Annotated in this window: 15 protein-coding genes and 1 other RNA gene; all 16 read right to left on the reverse strand. The window is 35.3% G+C overall.

Annotated elements, in window-relative coordinates; genetic code table 11:
* Positions 1 to 7: 7 nt before the first annotated feature.
* The 16 genes from EZV73_RS08955 to EZV73_RS09030 all read right to left on the reverse strand — a co-directional run bounded on the left by EZV73_RS08955 (position 8) and on the right by EZV73_RS09030 (position 19,223).
* Positions 8 to 859: a thymidylate synthase gene (locus tag EZV73_RS08955; protein ID WP_330637007.1), complete on the reverse strand. Its 852-nt coding sequence runs from the start codon at positions 857 to 859 to the stop codon at positions 8 to 10.
* 308 nt (positions 860 to 1,167) lie between these two features.
* Positions 1,168 to 2,115 carry a lamin tail domain-containing protein gene (locus EZV73_RS08960; RefSeq protein WP_240839954.1) on the reverse strand — a complete coding sequence of 316 codons (948 nt, stop codon included), beginning with the start codon at positions 2,113 to 2,115 and terminating at the stop codon, positions 1,168 to 1,170.
* Positions 2,116 to 2,277: 162 nt separating this feature from the next.
* On the reverse strand, positions 2,278 to 4,302 hold the full coding sequence (locus EZV73_RS08965; RefSeq protein ID WP_240839955.1) for a hypothetical protein: 2,025 nt from the start codon (positions 4,300 to 4,302) through the stop codon (positions 2,278 to 2,280).
* A gap of 14 nt (positions 4,303 to 4,316) precedes the next feature.
* Positions 4,317 to 5,405: a glycoside hydrolase family 172 protein gene (locus tag EZV73_RS08970; RefSeq protein ID WP_240839956.1), complete on the reverse strand. Its 1,089-nt coding sequence runs from the start codon at positions 5,403 to 5,405 to the stop codon at positions 4,317 to 4,319.
* Between the two features lies 1 nt (position 5,406).
* Positions 5,407 to 6,618, reverse strand: a complete 1,212-nt coding sequence (locus EZV73_RS08975) for a response regulator (RefSeq protein WP_240839957.1) — start codon at positions 6,616 to 6,618, stop codon at positions 5,407 to 5,409.
* Complete coding sequence (locus EZV73_RS08980; RefSeq protein WP_240839958.1) at positions 6,619 to 8,361, reverse strand: sensor histidine kinase; 1,743 nt, start codon at positions 8,359 to 8,361, stop codon at positions 6,619 to 6,621.
* A 103-nt stretch (positions 8,362 to 8,464) separates the two neighbouring features.
* Positions 8,465 to 9,289, reverse strand: a complete 825-nt coding sequence (locus tag EZV73_RS08985) for a carbohydrate ABC transporter permease (RefSeq protein ID WP_240839959.1) — start codon at positions 9,287 to 9,289, stop codon at positions 8,465 to 8,467.
* An 8-nt stretch (positions 9,290 to 9,297) separates the two neighbouring features.
* Positions 9,298 to 10,242, reverse strand: coding sequence for a carbohydrate ABC transporter permease (locus EZV73_RS08990; protein WP_240839960.1), 945 nt, complete (start codon positions 10,240 to 10,242; stop codon positions 9,298 to 9,300).
* 126 nt (positions 10,243 to 10,368) lie between these two features.
* Entirely contained in the window at positions 10,369 to 11,652 is a 1,284-nt protein-coding gene (locus EZV73_RS08995) for an ABC transporter substrate-binding protein (RefSeq protein WP_240839961.1), read from the reverse strand.
* Positions 11,653 to 11,966: 314 nt separating this feature from the next.
* Positions 11,967 to 12,307, reverse strand: an RNA gene (gene rnpB / locus EZV73_RS09000) — RNase P RNA component class A.
* A 26-nt stretch (positions 12,308 to 12,333) separates the two neighbouring features.
* The gene (locus EZV73_RS09005) at positions 12,334 to 13,443 is read right to left on the reverse strand and encodes a Nif3-like dinuclear metal center hexameric protein (protein ID WP_240839962.1); all 1,110 of its coding nucleotides are present in this window, start codon (positions 13,441 to 13,443) and stop codon (positions 12,334 to 12,336) included.
* Positions 13,428 to 14,141 (reverse strand): class I SAM-dependent methyltransferase, encoded by a 714-nt coding sequence (locus tag EZV73_RS09010; RefSeq protein WP_240839963.1) that lies wholly within the window; start codon positions 14,139 to 14,141, stop codon positions 13,428 to 13,430. Before EZV73_RS09010 ends, EZV73_RS09005 begins: the two co-directional genes overlap by 16 nt.
* Positions 14,142 to 14,184: 43 nt before the next feature.
* On the reverse strand, positions 14,185 to 15,270 hold the full coding sequence (gene rpoD / locus EZV73_RS09015) for an RNA polymerase sigma factor RpoD (RefSeq protein ID WP_255813082.1): 1,086 nt from the start codon (positions 15,268 to 15,270) through the stop codon (positions 14,185 to 14,187).
* Positions 15,271 to 15,283: 13 nt separating this feature from the next.
* Positions 15,284 to 17,098: a DNA primase gene (dnaG, locus tag EZV73_RS09020; protein ID WP_240839964.1), complete on the reverse strand. Its 1,815-nt coding sequence runs from the start codon at positions 17,096 to 17,098 to the stop codon at positions 15,284 to 15,286.
* A gap of 211 nt (positions 17,099 to 17,309) precedes the next feature.
* A complete protein-coding gene (locus tag EZV73_RS09025) occupies positions 17,310 to 18,314 on the reverse strand; it encodes a deoxyguanosinetriphosphate triphosphohydrolase (protein ID WP_240839965.1) in 1,005 nt (334 codons plus the stop codon).
* A 93-nt stretch (positions 18,315 to 18,407) separates the two neighbouring features.
* Entirely contained in the window at positions 18,408 to 19,223 is an 816-nt protein-coding gene (locus EZV73_RS09030; protein ID WP_240839966.1) for a GNAT family N-acetyltransferase, read from the reverse strand.
* Positions 19,224 to 19,264 lie beyond the last annotated feature (41 nt).

The raw sequence follows: 19,264 nt of genomic DNA on the forward strand, positions 1-19,264 counted from the left end.
TAGCCTCCTATATCCCAAGTTCAAACTTCAGCTGAGGTTTGATTGGCTTGTAATTTTCCATTTTAAAGTCATCAATGGTAAAATCAAAGAAGTTATCTTTATCTGTATCTAAAATTAGCTTCGGTTGTACCATATTTGGATTATTTTCATATCTATTTAAAAGTTCTTTTGCCTGATCAAAGTGACGATCATATATATGAAGATTATGGGTATAATGTGCAAACACACCCGCTTCTAAACCACAGTGTCTTGCCACCATCATTTGAAGCGCCACATATTGAATCTTATTGATATGACCAGCGACTAAATAGTCATTTGACCTTTGAACCAGTGTCATATCTAAGTATCTAACATCCCCTTTTTTTCTTACAGACCACATAGACATAAATGCACATGGATTAAGACCTTTGGTTTCAATAAAGTCATCTTCTTGCCATAAACTGATAATATGTCTTCTACCATAAGGCTGGTGTTTGATGTTTTCTAACAAGGCATTCATCATGTCATACTTTTTAACTGTTGCACCATAACGCATACCAATTGTCTTTGATCCATCAACTTCCCATTCGTCCCACCATTTGATGTTGTACTTCTCTTTAAGAAGGTCTAAATCATTAGATTGGTCCTGATAGATCCAAAGAATTTCTTTAACACCTGATTTCCATGCTATATTTCTAAGTGCAGTGATAGGAAACTCACCTTTTGATATATCGTATTTCTCGAAGTTCTGTGTGATAAATTTTGTATGAGATGGTGTACCATCCTTATAAACAGGTCTTACATTGCCATCAAAATCATCACTACCGTTTTCAATAATATCTACAATATTATCAATATACATCTTATCTACTCTGTTCAAATTGATCACTCCTTTTCATCTCTATCATTATAGCAAGAATCTGATACAAATACTTGATGAATACAATAAAAATTTTTACAAATTAATAGTTTTCACCTATAAGAGTACAACAAATAAAAATCACCCGAGACTATGTCTGGGTGATTTTTATCATTAATATGGATATTATATCCTATCAATGTCGAAATCTGTCTAAAGATTAACCACCTTAGTGGTTCAAGAATGATTTTATCACTTTGTGTTAAGTTATCAAACATATCTGGCACGACATATATGTCCGTCAAGTATATAACCTTTACACTCTATACTTAATTATCATCGTATCTATCCATTAAAATATCTTGGTCATTATAGAGTTCTGCTGGGTCTGATTTGCTGTTGTTCCAAGTACCAGAACCATCTAGCCAATGAAAATTTACATCTTCATTTGTGGCTGAATCTCCAATTTTTACAGTCTCTCCTGCTTGTAATAAAAAGTCTGGAATAATAAAAGTTTGATCGCCTCTAACTGAAACAAGTTTCCAATCTTTTAAATTTATATCATCTGAACCAATATTTTTAAGTATAATATATTCTAACTTCTTGTCTAATTCTATTATTTTAACATCACTATCTATGGATAAAGCTTTGTTGGCTTCATCAGGATTAATATTATCAAATTCATCTACTATAACCTTGCCCTTAAGTGTATAGGTAAACTTATAATGGCTGGGTATCTGTGTTTCATTATCTGGATATGTAATGATGGCTTCAAAGTTTCTACACCCACCGGCCTTTCTAATAGCATCTTCCATATAAGCCTGGTCGCCATGTCTGTTTAGTGTGGAGTTTTGTGGTGTTATGTTATAAGCATTAGACACACCGCCAAGGCTATCTGCAATTATATGACCCTCATCTAGGGTTTTACTCTCCACACCGGGTACTTTGGCTTCATCAGAAAAATATCTACCGGTAGAAAGTACTGGCTCAGCATCATCATCTTGTAAGATGATATCTGAGGCAACCACCTTAACTAGCTGTCCATATTCATTTGTAAAAGCATAGTATTCTCTGTCACCAAAACCGATATCTACAACAACATTAGGTTCTCGATCACCTGACAGATCGCCACCATCGACTTCAATGAGTTCATAACCTTCAAAGATGCTGTCATCCAATAGAACGGCTTGCTGCCCCTCAAGATCTGTACATCCCATAGCCATCGTGGTTATCAGTAGAACCAATAAAATGATTCTTAGTTTATGCATATAATTCATTTCGTCTCTCCTTACCTTTAGCTGCAAAGATAATAATAAAACATTTATGGAAAGGATTCAATACATAGTCAATAGTTATACTTTATAAATGGATTTTATTTTATATACTCACAACTTCCCATAGAAAAAAGCCCTAACGAATTAGGACTTAATCAAAACTTTTTATAACAACTTACTTGGAAAATGAGGATAATCTTTTAGCTGATCTGCTAAGTCATCAAAGCTCATGTAACTTTCTACAGCAGCACCATTTCCCCAATCAAAAATTGTGAACTCTCCCATACCAGTGCCATCTCTTAATGCTGTACCATCGTGACCATAATTCTCCATCATGAATCCGTAATCTTCTTTAGAGAAAAATGGCCATTTCAGTTCCCATTGCTCTTTAGTTTTCATGTTCTCTGGACAATACATCATAATAAATGATGATCTTAATGCGGCAATGCCCCTTTCTATATATTCTTTATTGTTAAGCAATAGGCCATACTGTACTATTAGCTTAGAAAACAAACTTTGTCTAGCATCACTCCATTCACCATCACAGTTCATCACTCCAAAACCACCAAAGGTATTAACGTGTATGAAAGGCGGTTGCCAAGAAGCTTGACTCATTAACATCTCATCTAAGCATCTCTGTCCATAGGATAAATATCTTTTTTCCTCAGTCATCATATAACAATGATACAAAGCTTCTGCTGTCCAGAACATAGAAAAGTTACACTGCTTGTATTGGTTATTTCTTTTTACTTTTTTACCAACTAAATTATCTGCACCATACTGACTGCACGACCAGTAGGTTTCAAAATCTTCCCACCTACCATCATCAATAATCTCGCCACAGACTGCATTTATGGCCTTGAGAGCTGCTTCATAGAAAATCTTATCTTTCGTAATCGAAAAAAGTTTCATCAAGAACGTTACAGACATTGAAGTTTCGGGTGATTGCTCCAACATACTTAATGGTTCTAGTGTTTCTATATCCAACCATGCAGGAAAGAAACCATCTTTGTCTTGTAATTTTACAAGAGCTTTACCATAGTTTACTGCATATTCTAATAGAGACGGGTCTTCCTCCAACTCATCATACCATCGCAACATTAAAAAACATGTCCAGCTCATATCAAGAACATGATAAGGGGATGATTTTATCTGATCTGAATAAGGATTTCTATTAGAGTTACCCCAATAATGTGTTGCCCATCCTTTTGAGCGTCTTACCTTTTGATCATTTATTAGTACATCTTCCATTTCTGTTGCAATCACACTTGGAAAAATACCTTGATCTTGTGGTGCAGATAAAGCCAAACGTTTCATCTTTCTTGCTTTATCAAGAAGTTCCTCATCATCAGTTTTAACGGCATACTTGTACATGCCTATAGCCGATCTCAAAGAACTGAACCAGGCTTGATTCCATATGGATTTATCTTCACGTTCAAAATAAACCCCATCATAATTAGGGCTCTGTGAGTAATTAACGATAAATGTAGGCGCTCCAACAGAAACATTATTCAAAGTAAACTCCTGCCATACTGCATCCTTCCATTTATCAAAAGCCCAATCATAGGTGTAACGAATAAAGTGGTCCATTTCACCCTTTATAGGCTGCTCAGCTGCATATAACTTACTACCATGATTTTCCCAAAGAAAAGCCAAAATAAGCCTAAAAGGGTTTTTAATCTTTTCAGGATCATCCGTAACTATTAAATAACATCCAAACTGATGATTACCTTTTTCATATTTAGTGTCTAATTTTTTCTCAAAAAAAACATGCCCCTTGACTTGAGTTTCTGCAGTTCCAAGTATCAGCTGATTATTTTCTGCATCAGAGTCCATATACCATCTGTAGGCTTTACTTGGATCTATTAACTCAATCTTCGGTATCATGATTAGCATTTTATTATCATCACTGGCAATAAGTCCAGGTGATTTAAAACTGTGCTGGTCAGCTACCATACCTTCTTTAGGTGTTAAATGGGGTGCCCAGTTAAAACTGGGCTTAAATGAAGGATGGATTATTAACTGCCACTCATCTTGAAAGATGGTTTTATCAAGATTGAAGGCTACATGAAGCTCATATATTTCCGAACTTATCTTTGTAAGCTCTAGCTCTGCTTTATTACCACCAATATTTGATATGTTAATTTTATCTAGATAATGACTCAATTCCTGTAGTTTAAGTTCTTCCATCATCTCTCCTATACTTAATCTGCTTGTATATCATCATGCGATGGTAATGGCACAATTAACTTATTAACAGTATCCTGATAATAATAGGCCACCGTGATATAATCATCTTCTCGGTATAAGAAATCCTTGTTGTTCTTACCATCATCACTTATTTTCCATCCAAGACATTGTACACTTACTTTTAAATTTTCATGATAACGAATCGGATCCATTACATGCCATCTGTACAAACAGAACCTTTGTTGAATCTGATATAAGCCATCAGGTTTATAAACATAAGGCATGCCCATATAAGGTGTTTGATAACATTTATATTCACCTTGTATATCCCAGTTAAAAGCGCCACCAAAATAATCTTCCAAACCTGTGGTGCAAATGGTAGGATAGGTTTCATCATTGTCCATGAAAAACTTAAACTCGCCTTCTCCCCACCAGTTTCTATTACGGTTAAGTCCTACGTACATTGCACAACCAATGTACTGACCATTACCATCTGTCTCAAGTAGAACATGGTCTTGACCTTTTATTACAGGCTTAGAACTTCTATACTGTGCGTGAAAATAACCAATCTTTTCTTTGTGTTCTTTAAGATGATAATTGATCTGATAATAGATGCCTTTTTTCATACTGCTTCTATTTTCCAGTGTAATCTTTGCATGTTTATAAAAGGGCATTGGAATGAAACAGTTTAAGCCTCTATTGGGATTAACACACATTAGAGATGAGTTAACGGTATAATCAGGTCCTGCATTCCAATTATCCTCTTGTATATTATGTGCAGGGTGAAAACCATACAAGAAGAAATCTGTTAATGGTACTTCTACACTCGGAATTTCTTCATTATCCCAGTTCATTCGAAGTATCAAACCTCTATCCACTTCTCCTGTTATCCAGATACTCGTAATGACACCTGAGTCTGATATTTCACCTAATGTAACCCTTGAATGCGCTTCTATTTCAATAAAGGGTGCACACTTAGATCCTACGCCTAAATTTCTTGCAGGCCACTTAGGATTGGGTTCTGCTTGAGCTGCCATACCTTTGCCACCCGTTGGATTTTCAGGGCAAATGCTCCTACTATGATATTCTTCAATTTTATACATTTTATTCTCCATTATTAATTTTTTTTCGCATGCCTTTTGGCGTCATACCAAAGTATTTTTTAAACACTTTAGAAAAATATCCCGGATCAGAATAGCCACACTTTAGTGCTAATTCAGTGGTTTTAATTTCTTCTTTTATCAAAAGCTTATGAGCTTCTTCCATACGCACTTTTAAAATATAATCACCTAGACTGATACCGATATTCTTTTTAAAAATCCGACATGTATAGTCGTAACTGAAATTAAAATTTTCTGCGATGTCTGTAATGGCAAAGTCCGGATTAGACAGGTTCTCAATAACATATATCCTAATAAGATCCGATAAGTCTATTTTACCCAGTTCACCATGTCTAGATAATTTAACGCCCTCACCTTCTAAGTTGTTTAGTTTTGCAACTTGGAATTCTTTTGCAGTCAGTTCAATGCCTGTGTACATATCACTGATACCAATAGAGCAACTTCTAACTTGTGCCATAGTCATTATATCTTCATATGTCGATAAAAACATATGCTCAATTTTATCCTCAGCAAGACTTTCAGATTTCGAACTAGAAAGAACTAGGCCTATTAGATCATCCAAAAAACAATGTACCATATTTAAATCGCTCGATGCATTATCAATCCTTTCAGATACCATCTGCAGGAGATGTGGTTCGTTTACTGTATCTGATTTCAATGAAACACACACAACACGCATATACTTATCAAAAGCTTTTCTCAAGTTAGGCAGCATTGATTTTTCAATAGGTTCTTTTAATCTACCTGCAAGTAACTTCCTAAGACAATCTTTTTCCGCTATCTCCAGATACTTTGCATCCAACTCAAGGATCTTTCGTTCATCGTCTATGGCTTTGCCAATGCGTATCAACTCTTCTTGAAGCTCCTCTTCTACCAAAGGTTTTAGCAGATAAGCTTCTACACCATACTTGATAGCCTCTTTGGCATATTCAAACTCTGAATGACCAGACAAAAGAATATATCTGGTATGAAGTTTCTTTTCAGATACCTTTTTTAGAAGCTCTAAGCCATTTACAAAAGGCATATTGATGTCTAGAATCACGAGTTCTGGTGCTTCTTCCAAAATAACTTGATAAGCATCTTTCCCATTTTCTGCTTCAGCAACTACTTTGAAACCATATGATGCCCAATCAACTGACTTTATTAAAGCTAATCGCGCAAAATATTCATCATCAACGATTATCACTTTTTTCATTTAGCTCAACTCCTTAGCAGATATTCTCAGGGTCACTCTTGTAAACTGATTTTCTTGAGACTCAATTGTCAGTCCATATGGCTCACCATAACAAAGTTTAATCCTAGTATGTACGCTGTAAATACCAAAACTTTTATTTTTTTCAGACGATAATCTATCTCGTACATCTTTTAACTTTTCTGGACTCATGCCAACACCATTGTCATATATGACAATCACCACATCTTGATCTTCTACAGAAACACATATCTTAACAAAAGATTTCTTAGAGAGTTTAGGCTTGATACCATGATAAATGGCATTTTCTACAATTGGTTGTATCAGAAGTTTTGGTAATATAAAAGCTTTTGCGTTTTCATCAACTTCTATGACATAATCTAAGACATCTATATATCGATACTTCTGTATTATCAAATAATTTTTTGTCAACTGTATTTCTCGTTCAACAGTGATATACTCATTGCCTTCACTAAGAGATATTCTAAAGAAAGCTGCCAATGAGTTAATAGAACTGATGGCCTCTTCTTTCATATCGAGTTTGACAAAATTACTGATCATAGACAAAACGTTGTATAGAAAGTGAGGTTTGATTTGTGCTTGTATCAGCATGATTTCAAGTTCCCTGAGTTCTTCTTGCTTCTGATAGTTTTCTTCCATCAATCTGTCGTTGGTATCCATAAACTGATTAAAAGTATCATTTAAGACAGACATTTCATAAGAATTAGAATTGACAGCACGTAACTCTCTTTCACCTTTGTCTATACGTTTCATAACTTGAACCAATGACCTGATATTTTTGGTAATACTGTTGGATAAAATTCTGTTTGTTATCATAACAGTTATAAGCACAATCGCCATTAGAAGCATGGTCAATCTAAAAAATTCTCTGTAAGCTTTTTGAAGGTTATGCATTGGAATATCACTTACAATATGCCACTCTAAAAAAGATATTTCCTTTAAGCTTATATAGTGTAAAACATTGTCATCTCGGATCTCATAGTTCTTATCATTTGACGAGTTGATTGTCTCTACAGGAATATCAATTATCTCATCTATCGAATATTCCAAAATGCTCTCATCAGAGCTTAAAACCACTTTCCCATGATTGTTGATTAGAAATACCCTTGCATCAGAGTATTCCAAGGAATCTCTATAGATACCGGAAAAATTTTCCATATCAACATAAAGATAGATTCTTCCAAGAAGCTTTGTTGAATCCAAATCATAAACATTCTTGGTAATAACCATGACTGATGAGGTTAAGCCGTTATAGTGCTCAACACTGTAAGGACCATGCCATTTAAGTGAAAAGTTTTCATCATTTGGTATAACTTCATTTATTAATTCATGAACGTCGTCATCATCATAAGGACTGACATCAATAATTGTTCCATCTATAGAAACAACATCACATCCAGCAACTTTTTTTGTGATGCCCAAATTTTCTATGATGATATCTGACAGTTCTGATTTTGCTGTAGCGTAATCAATATTTCTATTATTGTAGTCTGATAGTGTTTTTCGAGTTCGATTGTCAATGATGATATCAATTGTCTTCTCATTGACACTTTCAACAAGTAAATCAATACTGTTTGTAATCAGTGTTAATTCTGAGTTGGCTAAATTTTGAGCATTTTCAATGCTGTAGTTCTTGTAAGAAAGTCCTGAAAACCACATAATAATGCTGCCACTTATGACTGCTATAATTGTACTGTATAGAAATATCTTGCTACTTAGTTTCATACTTACATCTCCGTTTAAGTTATTGAAAATCGTATTTAATCCTTAAGACTATTATAATTCAATATGAGTTCAACTAAAACATTAAAGAGCTTGTGGCTTGTATTTATTTCATGGCAGAACCTGCCGTAAGTGCTTCTTCGATTTTCTCACTACCCATCAAATAGATAATGACTGCTGGAATACTTGTAATAACAAGTGCTGCACACAGCATGCCCCATTCAGTACCACGTGATGTCGAGAAGTAGCCAATGGCAACAGCTATAGGCCGCATTTTGACATCATCTATGGTAATAAAGGCTGTAAAGTATTCATTCCAACTGTATTGCATAAATACGATGATAACAACTGTACTAATCGCCGATCTTACCATAGGTAATATAATTCTATAAAAGGCACCGAAAATGCCACAGCCATCTATATAAGCTGCTTCCTCTAATTCTCTTGGTAGCCCCCTCATAAAGGCATATAGAATCAACGAACTCATTGGCAAAGCACTGGCTGTGTAAACTAAAATTGTGCCAATGTAGGTATTCTTTAATCCCAAATCACCTAACAATACATACAGTGCCAATACAATGATCGACATAGGTACTACCAAACCTAACTGTATGAATCGGTAAAGAAAACCACTGCCTTTAAACTCTATACGTGAAGTCGCATAGGCAAACCAAGTAGAACAAATTAAAGTTAAAATAATGGTTCCCGCTGTATAGATGATACTGTTACCAAAGTATCTAACAAAATCAAATGCTTTTATGGCATTAATGTAATTGTCAAAATTCCAACTTGAAGGCAATCCAATTGGATTTGCAATGACTTCTTGAGCTGATTTGAAGGAGTTTAGTGCCATCCAAATAATTGGATACAGTGTTGACAGTCCAAATATCACAAGAAGTATTGTAACTATTTTTGAATTCTTATTTTTCATCTTCTCACCTACTTTAACTCAATTCTTTCTCTTGCTACAAAACGGTTCACAAGTAATACCATCAAGAATGTTTCAATTGCAAATATAACAGATATGGCACCTGCTAAACCAAAATCTTGAAGCTTAAATGCTGTATAGTACATTTGATAAACCAAGGATCTTGTTAAATCACCAGGTCCACCATTAGTCATTAATTGAATCTGGGTAAATATCTGCATGGTACCTGTTATTGAAATAATCAATACAAACTTGATCATTTCTTGAGTCAATGGAATTGATATCGACTTTGTTTTCTGCCAGAAGGATGCACCTGCAACTTCTGCGGCCTCATAATAAGAGTTTGGTATCGCTCTTAAACCAGCATAGAAATACAACATGTTAAAGCCGATATACTGCCACAAAACAACAAATCCAATAATCCATATTGCAAAATGTTTGTGTGTTAGCCAAGGGATAATAAAACGTTCTAATCCTATGCTTCTCAAAATAACATCTAATGTTCCCCATTCAGGTTGAAACATCATTTTCCACATCAATGCTATTACTGCAACATTCAAAACAGCTGGTAAGAAAACAGCTATTTTAAAGTATTTTCTAAATCGCTCTGGACGATTGTTGATTAAGACTGCAAGCATGTAAGATAACGGTCCACAAACCAGCAACTGAACTGCCAGCATTTTTAATGTATTGAAGTTTGTTCTCCAAAACACTTCATCAGTCAATGCTTTTACATAGTTGTCTATACCAATAAAGTTTCCTAATTGATAGCCATTAAATTCAAACCCACTTCGGATTACAGTCACAACCAGTGGATAGATGATGAATAATGAAAAGACTATCAACGAAGGTGAAATCATCAACAATATTGTAAGATTCTTTTTTAATTTTGTGGCTGATATTTTAGAGTTTCTTCTTTCTTGAAACTTTAAAGTTGATGCCTCTTGTATTGCCATAAGTTCCTCTTTCATTCTATTTTTATAAGATAGTTTGCATAAAAGTGAAATTGATTTCAAAATCTAAGCAATGACTGATTTGTCATTGCTTAGAATAAAGTTACAAACTATTTAATTTATCTTTTTCTAGTTGTACAAATCCTTCATAATCTCAACAAATTCTTCAGGTGTAATTTGATCCGTCACTAGTTTTTCTACACTTGTTTCATATTCAGCGATTGTAGCTGAGTCAAAGTAGTTTGTAGGGAAGTTCGCTAAAACATTAGACTCTTCACTTCTGATCTTGTCATAAAAGTATTGATTAACTTCTGGCGCACCTTCTGGCAATGCATCAAATCCTTTAATTGCAGTCGCATTACCTGCAACGTTAGTCCAATAATCAGCATCTTGCATAGATAACCATTCAGCTACTTCAACAGCTGCTTGCTGGTGTTTAGAATTTTTTGCAACCATGAAGCCACCTGCTGTAGCAGACCCCCACGCATTGACAGTTTTGTTACCAAATACTTCCGGTAAGTAACCGAAACCTATTTCAAAATCTGCAGCTTCAATTGCTGGGTATACCCAGATCGGATGATAAATCATAGCAGCCTTACCATCAATGAATAACTGCTCATGAACTTGTTGCTCGATCGATGTTAAATCAACCGGGAAAGCACCAAGAGCTGATAGTTCCTGTAATTTTCTTGCACCTTCTAAAACTGCTTCACTTTCAAAACTGATTTCTTTTGATTGTAATCTTGCCATAGTTAAACCATCATCTTCACTTGCTGATAATAAATCTGCAAACAAGAAGTTTTTAACAGCCCAACCTGTAGCTGAAATCGGTACATAACCTTTATCTTTTAGAGTTGTTACCAAAGTCTTTAACTCTTCATAAGATTCTGGCATTTCTAAACCTTCTTTTTCAAAGATTTCTTTGTTATAAAATATTGGTCCAGCAAAAAATGAATCTGTACCACTACTTAGACAGTATATTTCACCATCTGGTGCAGGAATTAATGCAGCTGGATTACTGTAGTTCGAAAGAAAACCATCTTCTTCAATGATTTTTGTCAAAGGTAAAGCATTGCCTGATTGATAAACAACATCGCCACCCCAGAATACATCTGGTAAAGTGCCTGAAGCATTATATACAGTCAACTTTGATGTATAGTTCTCTGCTGATCCTGGTAGTTCAAATTCCACTTCATAATCTGGAAACGCTTTCCCAATCTTCGCAGAATAATAGTCTTGATAAATTGCCTGACGGTTTGAATCCTCACTTAGAATCATAACCTTTAACTTAATTTTTTCTGTTCCGCCAGCTTCACTGACATTACTCTCAACACTCGCCTCTTGCGAATTGCTGCAACCTATTACTGAAAAACAAAGTACAAGTGCTAACAGTAATGAAATAAATTTCTTCATGTTCCCCTCCTATAATATGTTTGCTAGGACCTTTCATTAACGAAATGATAAATCCGTAGTTAAATAATACTATTTATAGTAATCAAAATATAGGAAATATCCATACTGAAAAATGGTAATATTCCTATCTCACTGTTTCGACAATTGCCCTTGTCCAGTTAACACCTCTCCAGTTTTTTACTTTGACCATCAACATTTCAATCACTCAAATCAATGAAACTTTGCTAGAAACTTATACAAAAATACAAAAAAAGTTTGTTAACTTCTATTTTTAGCAACAAAAAACACCTGCTGTGACCGCAAGTGTTCTTAAAGGTTCGAGTTTAACGATAAGCCGGGTTCTGTCGCGATTGATCATCTTTCTAGGCCCATCGTTACCGTATGGGCTCAAGCAACCTACCATACCGGACGGGAAACGAGCAGCCTCCCTCCAACTCCTATTTTGGTCTTGCTCCAGGTGGGGTTTACATAGCCACATAGTCGCCTATATGCTGGTGAGCTCTTACCTCACCGTTCCATCCTTACCTACAAAAGTAGGCGGTTTATTTCTGTTGCACTTTCCTTAAAGTCGCCTTCACTGGTAGTTAGCCAGCACCCTGCTCTATGGAGCCCGGACTTTCCTCATGCTTTCGCATGCGATCAACTGTTAAACTCGAACTCTATCATACAATAATTTTCACATTAAATCAACTGAAATGGGTTGATATTTGTTTCAGACACCATGACATTGATATCATAAGACTTCTTTTCAAAATTTATATCTAGCAAAGTTTTAAGTCTTGGCATATACACATTTTCAGTTTCGAAATGACCTGCATCAATGACATTTAGCTTCACTTGCTTAGCATAGTGAGCTTCATGGTACTTCATATCGCCTGTAATTAGGACATCTACCTTCTTAGATGCAGCTTTAATGTAATCACTTCCTGCACCTGTAACAATGGCTACAGAGGCTATTTTCTTGTTTACATCACCAATCACTTTTAGATGATCACATTCTAAAATATCTTTTAACTCTTTGCAAAGTTCTTTTATAGTTGTACTTGTGTAGCCATAGACACCAATACCCTTTTGATTGATCTTCTTTTCAGTTTTTATCACATCATAAGCAGGCTCTTCGTATGGATGGGCCTTTATCATGGCACTTAGGGCATTTGATAAATCATTTCGGTTGATAATAACTTCAAGTCGAACTTCTTCAGTTGTTTCAACTTGCCCTACTTCACCTACAAAAGGACTGGCACCTTCTAGTGGTCTAAATTGTCCTTGTCCCTTAACTTCATAAGCGCATGAATCATAGTTTTCATACTGACCAGCACCTGATTTAAACAAGGCTTCTTTTACAATGTATAAATGACTTTCCGGTACATAGCAGTTGATCTTATATAAGTTATCTTCATGACTCGTAGTTAGATAATCTACCCTATCTAACTCTAATAAATCAGCCAGGTAATGACAGGTACCTACTTCGGATATATCCAAATTGGTATGAGCAGAAAATAAGTTGATGTTATTTTGAATCATCTTCAAAACCATCTTAGAGATTGGATCATTCGTATTGATCTGTTTCAGTGGTTTGAAAATCAAAGGGTGATGGGTAATGATTAGATCAATGTTCTTATTTATAGCTTCTTCAACAACTTCATCCGTTACTTCTAAAGCCACTAAGATGTTTTCTACCATCTTATTTTCATCACCAACAAGTAGACCAACATTGTCCCATGACTCAGCTAAGTGTCTGGGTGCAATCTGGTCCATGATCTTTATAACCTTTTTTATATTTGTATGCATTTTTTCACCTCATACAATTTATCTAAGTTATGTTTCACTTGATCTAGTTTATCAGAAACCTTGCTATGTTTTTCAATGTTTGATTTGATGACTTCATACTTCTTGATTTTCTTGTCAATAAAACCTTTATAGTCATCTGACATCATCATTTTAAAGCCAATCTCATATATTAAATCATCATCCATATCAATATCAATCATCCAGTCTGACATGGTCTTATCTTGCTTGCCATGCTTGACCACTAATATCTCATAGTATCTGTCTTGTTCATTTGCAATGACTTCTTTTATGATGTTGTAGTTGTTTTCAACCAACCATCTTCTAAGAACATCCTGGCCTGTCATTGGCTGTAAGATAAAAGTATCCACAGTCTTTGCAACTTTAGATTCAAGAATGATATCTCTTATAAGTTGACCACCCATACCTGCTATAACAGCCGTATGGATTTCGTTTTTCTTGTATGGTAAAAGACCACCACCTAAACGGACATCAATTTGATCTGTAAAACCATGACTTTTGACAGTTTCCTCACAGTTTCTTACTGGTCCTTCATTGATATCAGAGGCAATCCCCTTTTTAATGATATTTTTTTCTATTAAGTAGGCCATTAAATAGCCGTGATCCGAACCGATGTCACCTACAACAACATCCTTATCAATCAGTTCTGCAATCGCCTGTAATCTATTGGTTAATTTCATAATACTCCTTAAAAAGAAAGGCAGACTATGTCTGCCGTAATGATTACTCTAAGAAATCCTTTAACTTTTTACTTCTACTAGGGTGCTTAAGCTTTCTTAATGCTTTAGCTTCAATCTGACGAATTCTCTCACGAGTTACTTCAAATCTTCTACCAACTTCCTCAAGCGTTCTAGCCTTACCATCTTCAAGACCAAATCTTAATTTAAGAACCTTTTGCTCTCTAGGTGTTAAAGTATCAAGTACTTCTATTAACTGCTCTTTTAACATTGAGAATGCCGCTGCATCAGCAGGTGCTGGTGCATCACTATCTGGAATGAAATCACCAAGATGTGAATCTTCCTCTTCACCAATAGGTGTTTCTAACGAAACCGGCTCTTGAGCAATCTTTAAGATCTCTCTTACCTTCTCTACAGGCATATCCATTTCCTGAGCAATTTCCTCTGGCGCTGGATCTCTACCTAACTCCTGAATCAATTGTCTCTTTACTCTGATTAACTTGTTAATTGTTTCAACCATATGTACTGGGATACGAATGGTTCTAGCTTGGTCAGCAATAGCTCTAGTAATAGCCTGTCTGATCCACCAAGTTGCATAAGTCGAGAACTTGTAACCTTTTCTCCAGTCAAACTTCTCAACAGCCTTGATAAGACCTAAGTTACCTTCTTGGATAAGGTCTAGAAACAACATACCTCTACCAACATATCTTTTGGCAATACTTACTACCAGTCTTAAGTTTGCTTCACAGAGCTTTTGTCTAGCATACTCAGAGCCATTTTCCATCTCTTGAGCAAGCTTGATTTCTTCATCACCAGAAAGAAGTGGTACTTTACCAATTTCTTTAAGGTACATCCTTACAGGGTCATCTAAGCTAACACCTTTAGGAACAGAAAGGTCTTCTGCAACTTCTTTGCTATCTTCTTCAGTATTTTCTCTCTTAGCCTTCTCCTTGTCAGAGATGACTTCAATCCCCTTTTCTTCTAACGCTTCATACACCACGTCAATACTCGTTAGGTTTACTTTCACGTTTTCTAATAGGTCATTGATTTCAGTGTAAGAGATATAGTTCTTTACTGCACCAACTTTCGCAATACGTTCTATCATTTCCTCTTGCGATACAGCCTTACTCATGAAACCCTCCTTTCTATCTTCCCAAAGCCTTCATAAGCTTCTTTTGTTCTTCCTTTAAATTTACTAAAAGTACATTTAAACGTTTCAACTGTTTGTCCTTTTCATCTTTAGAAATTTCATCGGACTCTTTGATCTTCATCATCTTATTCATGACCATGATGATCTTGTGATTGATAACTTCGCTTTCGAAGTTCTTTGCATTGACCTGAATTTCTCTTTCAATATCAACAGGCTCCACGGATTTTTCTAATACCAATTGTATGTACTTTATATCATCTATACCCAGATGATCGATACATGATTCAATTTCAAACTTATCCATGACCTGATAATAACCTTTTAGGAAATTCAGCACTTTTTTTGCAATCGGATCTTGCAAATTTTCAAATTGCACTAACTTAAAAATTTTATCAAAATTTTTCTTACTTAGCAAGGATAAATACATGAGTCTTGTCTCAATTGTCTTTATTTTTGTTCTTTTTCCAGATACTTTAGGTTTCGGAGCAAAGTTTTGCTCTTGAGGAGCAGTTTGTGGTCTCTTCATCAAACTAGATTTCATATAGTCTAAGTCCGTATGTGTCCACTTGGCTACTTCTTCAATAAGCCTTAGCTTCTTTTGCGATTCAGGCATAGGCCCAATAAGCTTTGAAGCATCCTCATAAAAACGCCTTCTGTCATCTTCGTAATCTAAATTGTACTTATCTCTTAAAAGCTTTATTTGATAATCCACATATGAAAGCGCCTTGTTGATTTTGCTCTTTAATGCCTCTACACCATAAGTTTTGATGTATTCGTCTGGATCAAGACCATCTGTTAACATTAAAACCCTAACCTTTAAATCAGCTTGTTCTAAAATGTCTACACTTCGCTGAGTCGCCTTTTGACCTGCTTCATCAGAATCATAAGCGATAACAATCTCATCAGCATATCTTTTTAGAAGTCTACCATGATTAGACGTCAAGGCCGTTCCTAATGTTGCTACTACATTTCTTATACCATTTTGGTAAAGAGCAATAACATCCATGTAGCCTTCTACAACAATTAGGATTTTTTCATTTGATAACTCATTTTTTGCTAAGTTTAAGTTGTATAATGTATTAGATTTATTGAAAATTGGTGTTTCTGGTGAGTTTAAGTATTTGGGTTGTCCATCCCCCATAATACGACCACCAAAACCAACAACTTTACCTTGCACATCGATAATAGGAAACATAACGCGATCTCTAAAACGATCGTAATAATCATTCTTCTTATCTTTTTTTATAACAAGTCCAACCTTTTCAAGCTCTTCTGCCTTATAGGGTGGTCTTGCCAGATAATCTAAGATGTCACGCCATTCGTCCCTGGCATAGCCCAGTCCAAACTTCTTCTGGATGTCTTCTGAAATACCTCTATTCTTAAAATAAGTAAGTGCCTTTTCATCCTTACGTAAGTTAGAATAAAAAAACCTAGCGGCATGTCCTGTAATCTCAAAATATTTTTTCTTCAAATCTTTATTTTGAGGTTTATAATTGCTTTGTCCTTTTTCTCTGTATTGGTCTAAATCCAGGTGGGCTTTTTCTGCTAAAAATTCAATGGCATCTAGAAAGTCCATGTTTTCTATGGCCATGACAAAGCCTATGGCATTGCCTGAAGCACCACAACCAAAACAGTGATAATACTGCTTGTCCTTTGACACAACAAAAGAAGGTGTTTTCTCATTATGGAAAGGACATAAACCTTTTACATTCGATCCTGCACGTTTTAAAGTAACATATTCTGATATCAATGCCTCTAGATCAATGGCATCTAGAATGATTTCAGATATGTTATTAACATAACGTCCCATTTAACCACCTTTTTCTCTAAATATTATGTGCGTCTTTTATTTTATATTCTGCACAAAGTCCAAAAACCCTTTTTTCTTTTCGAAAAAATATCGAATTATCCACTATATATTGTATGACTGCTGGAAAATACTACAATATATATTAACATCTAGATAACCCGATTGAGCTTTGAATTTATTAAATTCGCCATAAAAACTAAAAACCCTTTTTTTATCTCCAAAATTTCGGAATAAATATTTCAGAGTATTTATTGATGATGTATCTGTCTGACATACCAGCAATATAATCCTTAACGCAGACAATAAACTCATCTCCTGAGCTGCATCTGTCGTACTCCTCTTTAAGGTACTGTGGATTGTCAATCAAATATTGATACAAAGTTTTTACAATGACTTTAGCCTTCTTTTCTTCACCCTTGGCAATTTCATTTAAATAAACATTGTCAAACATAAAGTTTCTCAGTCTTAACATGAGTTCATAAACGTCTGGTGACATTTGAATTTCATGTTTATCTGTTGAGTTTTCTATAACGTTCATAATCATGCTGTTGATTCTCTTAGAAGAAGTATCACCAAAGGCCTCGATGTAAGCCGAGGGAATTTGATCCAAGGTCATGACACCAGCCCTAATAGCATCATCAATATCATGATTGATATAGGCAATTCTGTCACTTAATCTAACGATTTGTCCCTCAAGTGTATAAGGCACATTAGGTCCGCTGTGATTTAAAATCCCATCACGCACTTCATCTGTTAAGTTAAGGCCCTCTCTTTGCCCTCTTTTTTCTATAATATCTACAACCCTTAAGGATTGTACATTGTGTCTAAAACCATACTTATGAATGTCGTTTAAAGCCATTTCACCACAGTGACCAAAAGGTGTATGACCAAGATCATGTCCAAGCGCGATGGCCTCAGTTAAGTCTTCATTTAAACTGAGTGCTCTAGCAATGGTTCTTGAAATTTGAGATACCTCTAGTGTATGGGTTAGACGTGTTCTGTAATGATCACCTTCTGGTGATAAAAAAACTTGTGTCTTATGCATCAAACGTCTAAAAGCCTTTGAATGTGTGATACGGTCTCTGTCCCTTTGAAAGACAGTTCTAACGTCACATTGTTCTTCTTCAATACTACGACCTTTACTTTGAGTAGATAAACATGCATGTTCTGATAAATGTACGAGCTCAAATGCTTCTGCGCGTTCTCTTAAATTCATTGGTCACCTCCTTATAGTATTTATACCACAAATGTAGACAAATACCCTTTTTTCTTATATTAAAATTCCATAAAGTAAAGAGCAGTCAAAGGACTACTCTAGTGTATATAGTGCAGAATCAACAATCGGTCTGTAACCAATTTTCTGATAGATGCTGTTTGAAGTTGGATTTGAAAGGTCTGTGTATAAAGAACAGTACTTATGACTTTTTAGAGCATAGAGACTGACTTCTGCAACTAAAGCAGTGGCATAGCCCTTTCTTCTCTCGTGATCTGGTGTATAAACCATGCTTACAGTGACACCATCACCTACTGAACGTCTAAGAGCAGTCATGGAAACCGCACCATTATCATCCCAAATAAACATGGTCTTGTTTTCTATATCAGCTTTTCTATTTTTTCTAATTACCTCTCGATCGATTGTGCCTTCAAAGGCAAACTCAATCGTCCAGTCAATTAATAAGTCTAAATCTTCCATTCTAGCAAATCTCATATAACCACTAGGCTTATTAATCTCATCTACCTTATCTAGTCTGTAAATTCTCTGTGACATCATCAGAGATAAGCTTTTAGAGTCCACTTGATTAAGCGCTTCTACAAACTGATCTACAAAAGGTCTCGGTCCAATAACACCTGGATATTTCAAATCAGCCTTAGCCACAAAATCAGCAGCCGATTTTAAAGAGGAAGCATCCTCTGTTGCAATTATAATATGCAGTCCACTAATAACCATGACTATCTTAATTTCCTTGTCATGACCTAAACAGTAAAAGTCTTGACTGTAATCTCTTTCTTTATTGGCATTCTTTAAAATGCCAATCATCAAAGAATTGGTCACTTCATTTTTGTATAAGAACGATTGAACTTCTGGATAGAAGTCAAATGGTGTTTTGTAAACTTCAAATTTCATAATTGCCTCCTTTGTATTTCTAAATAGTTTAACAGATATTG

Source organism: Acidaminobacter sp. JC074, from assembly GCF_022496765.1.
Taxonomy (GTDB): Bacteria; Bacillota; Clostridia; order Peptostreptococcales; family Acidaminobacteraceae; genus JABXKX01.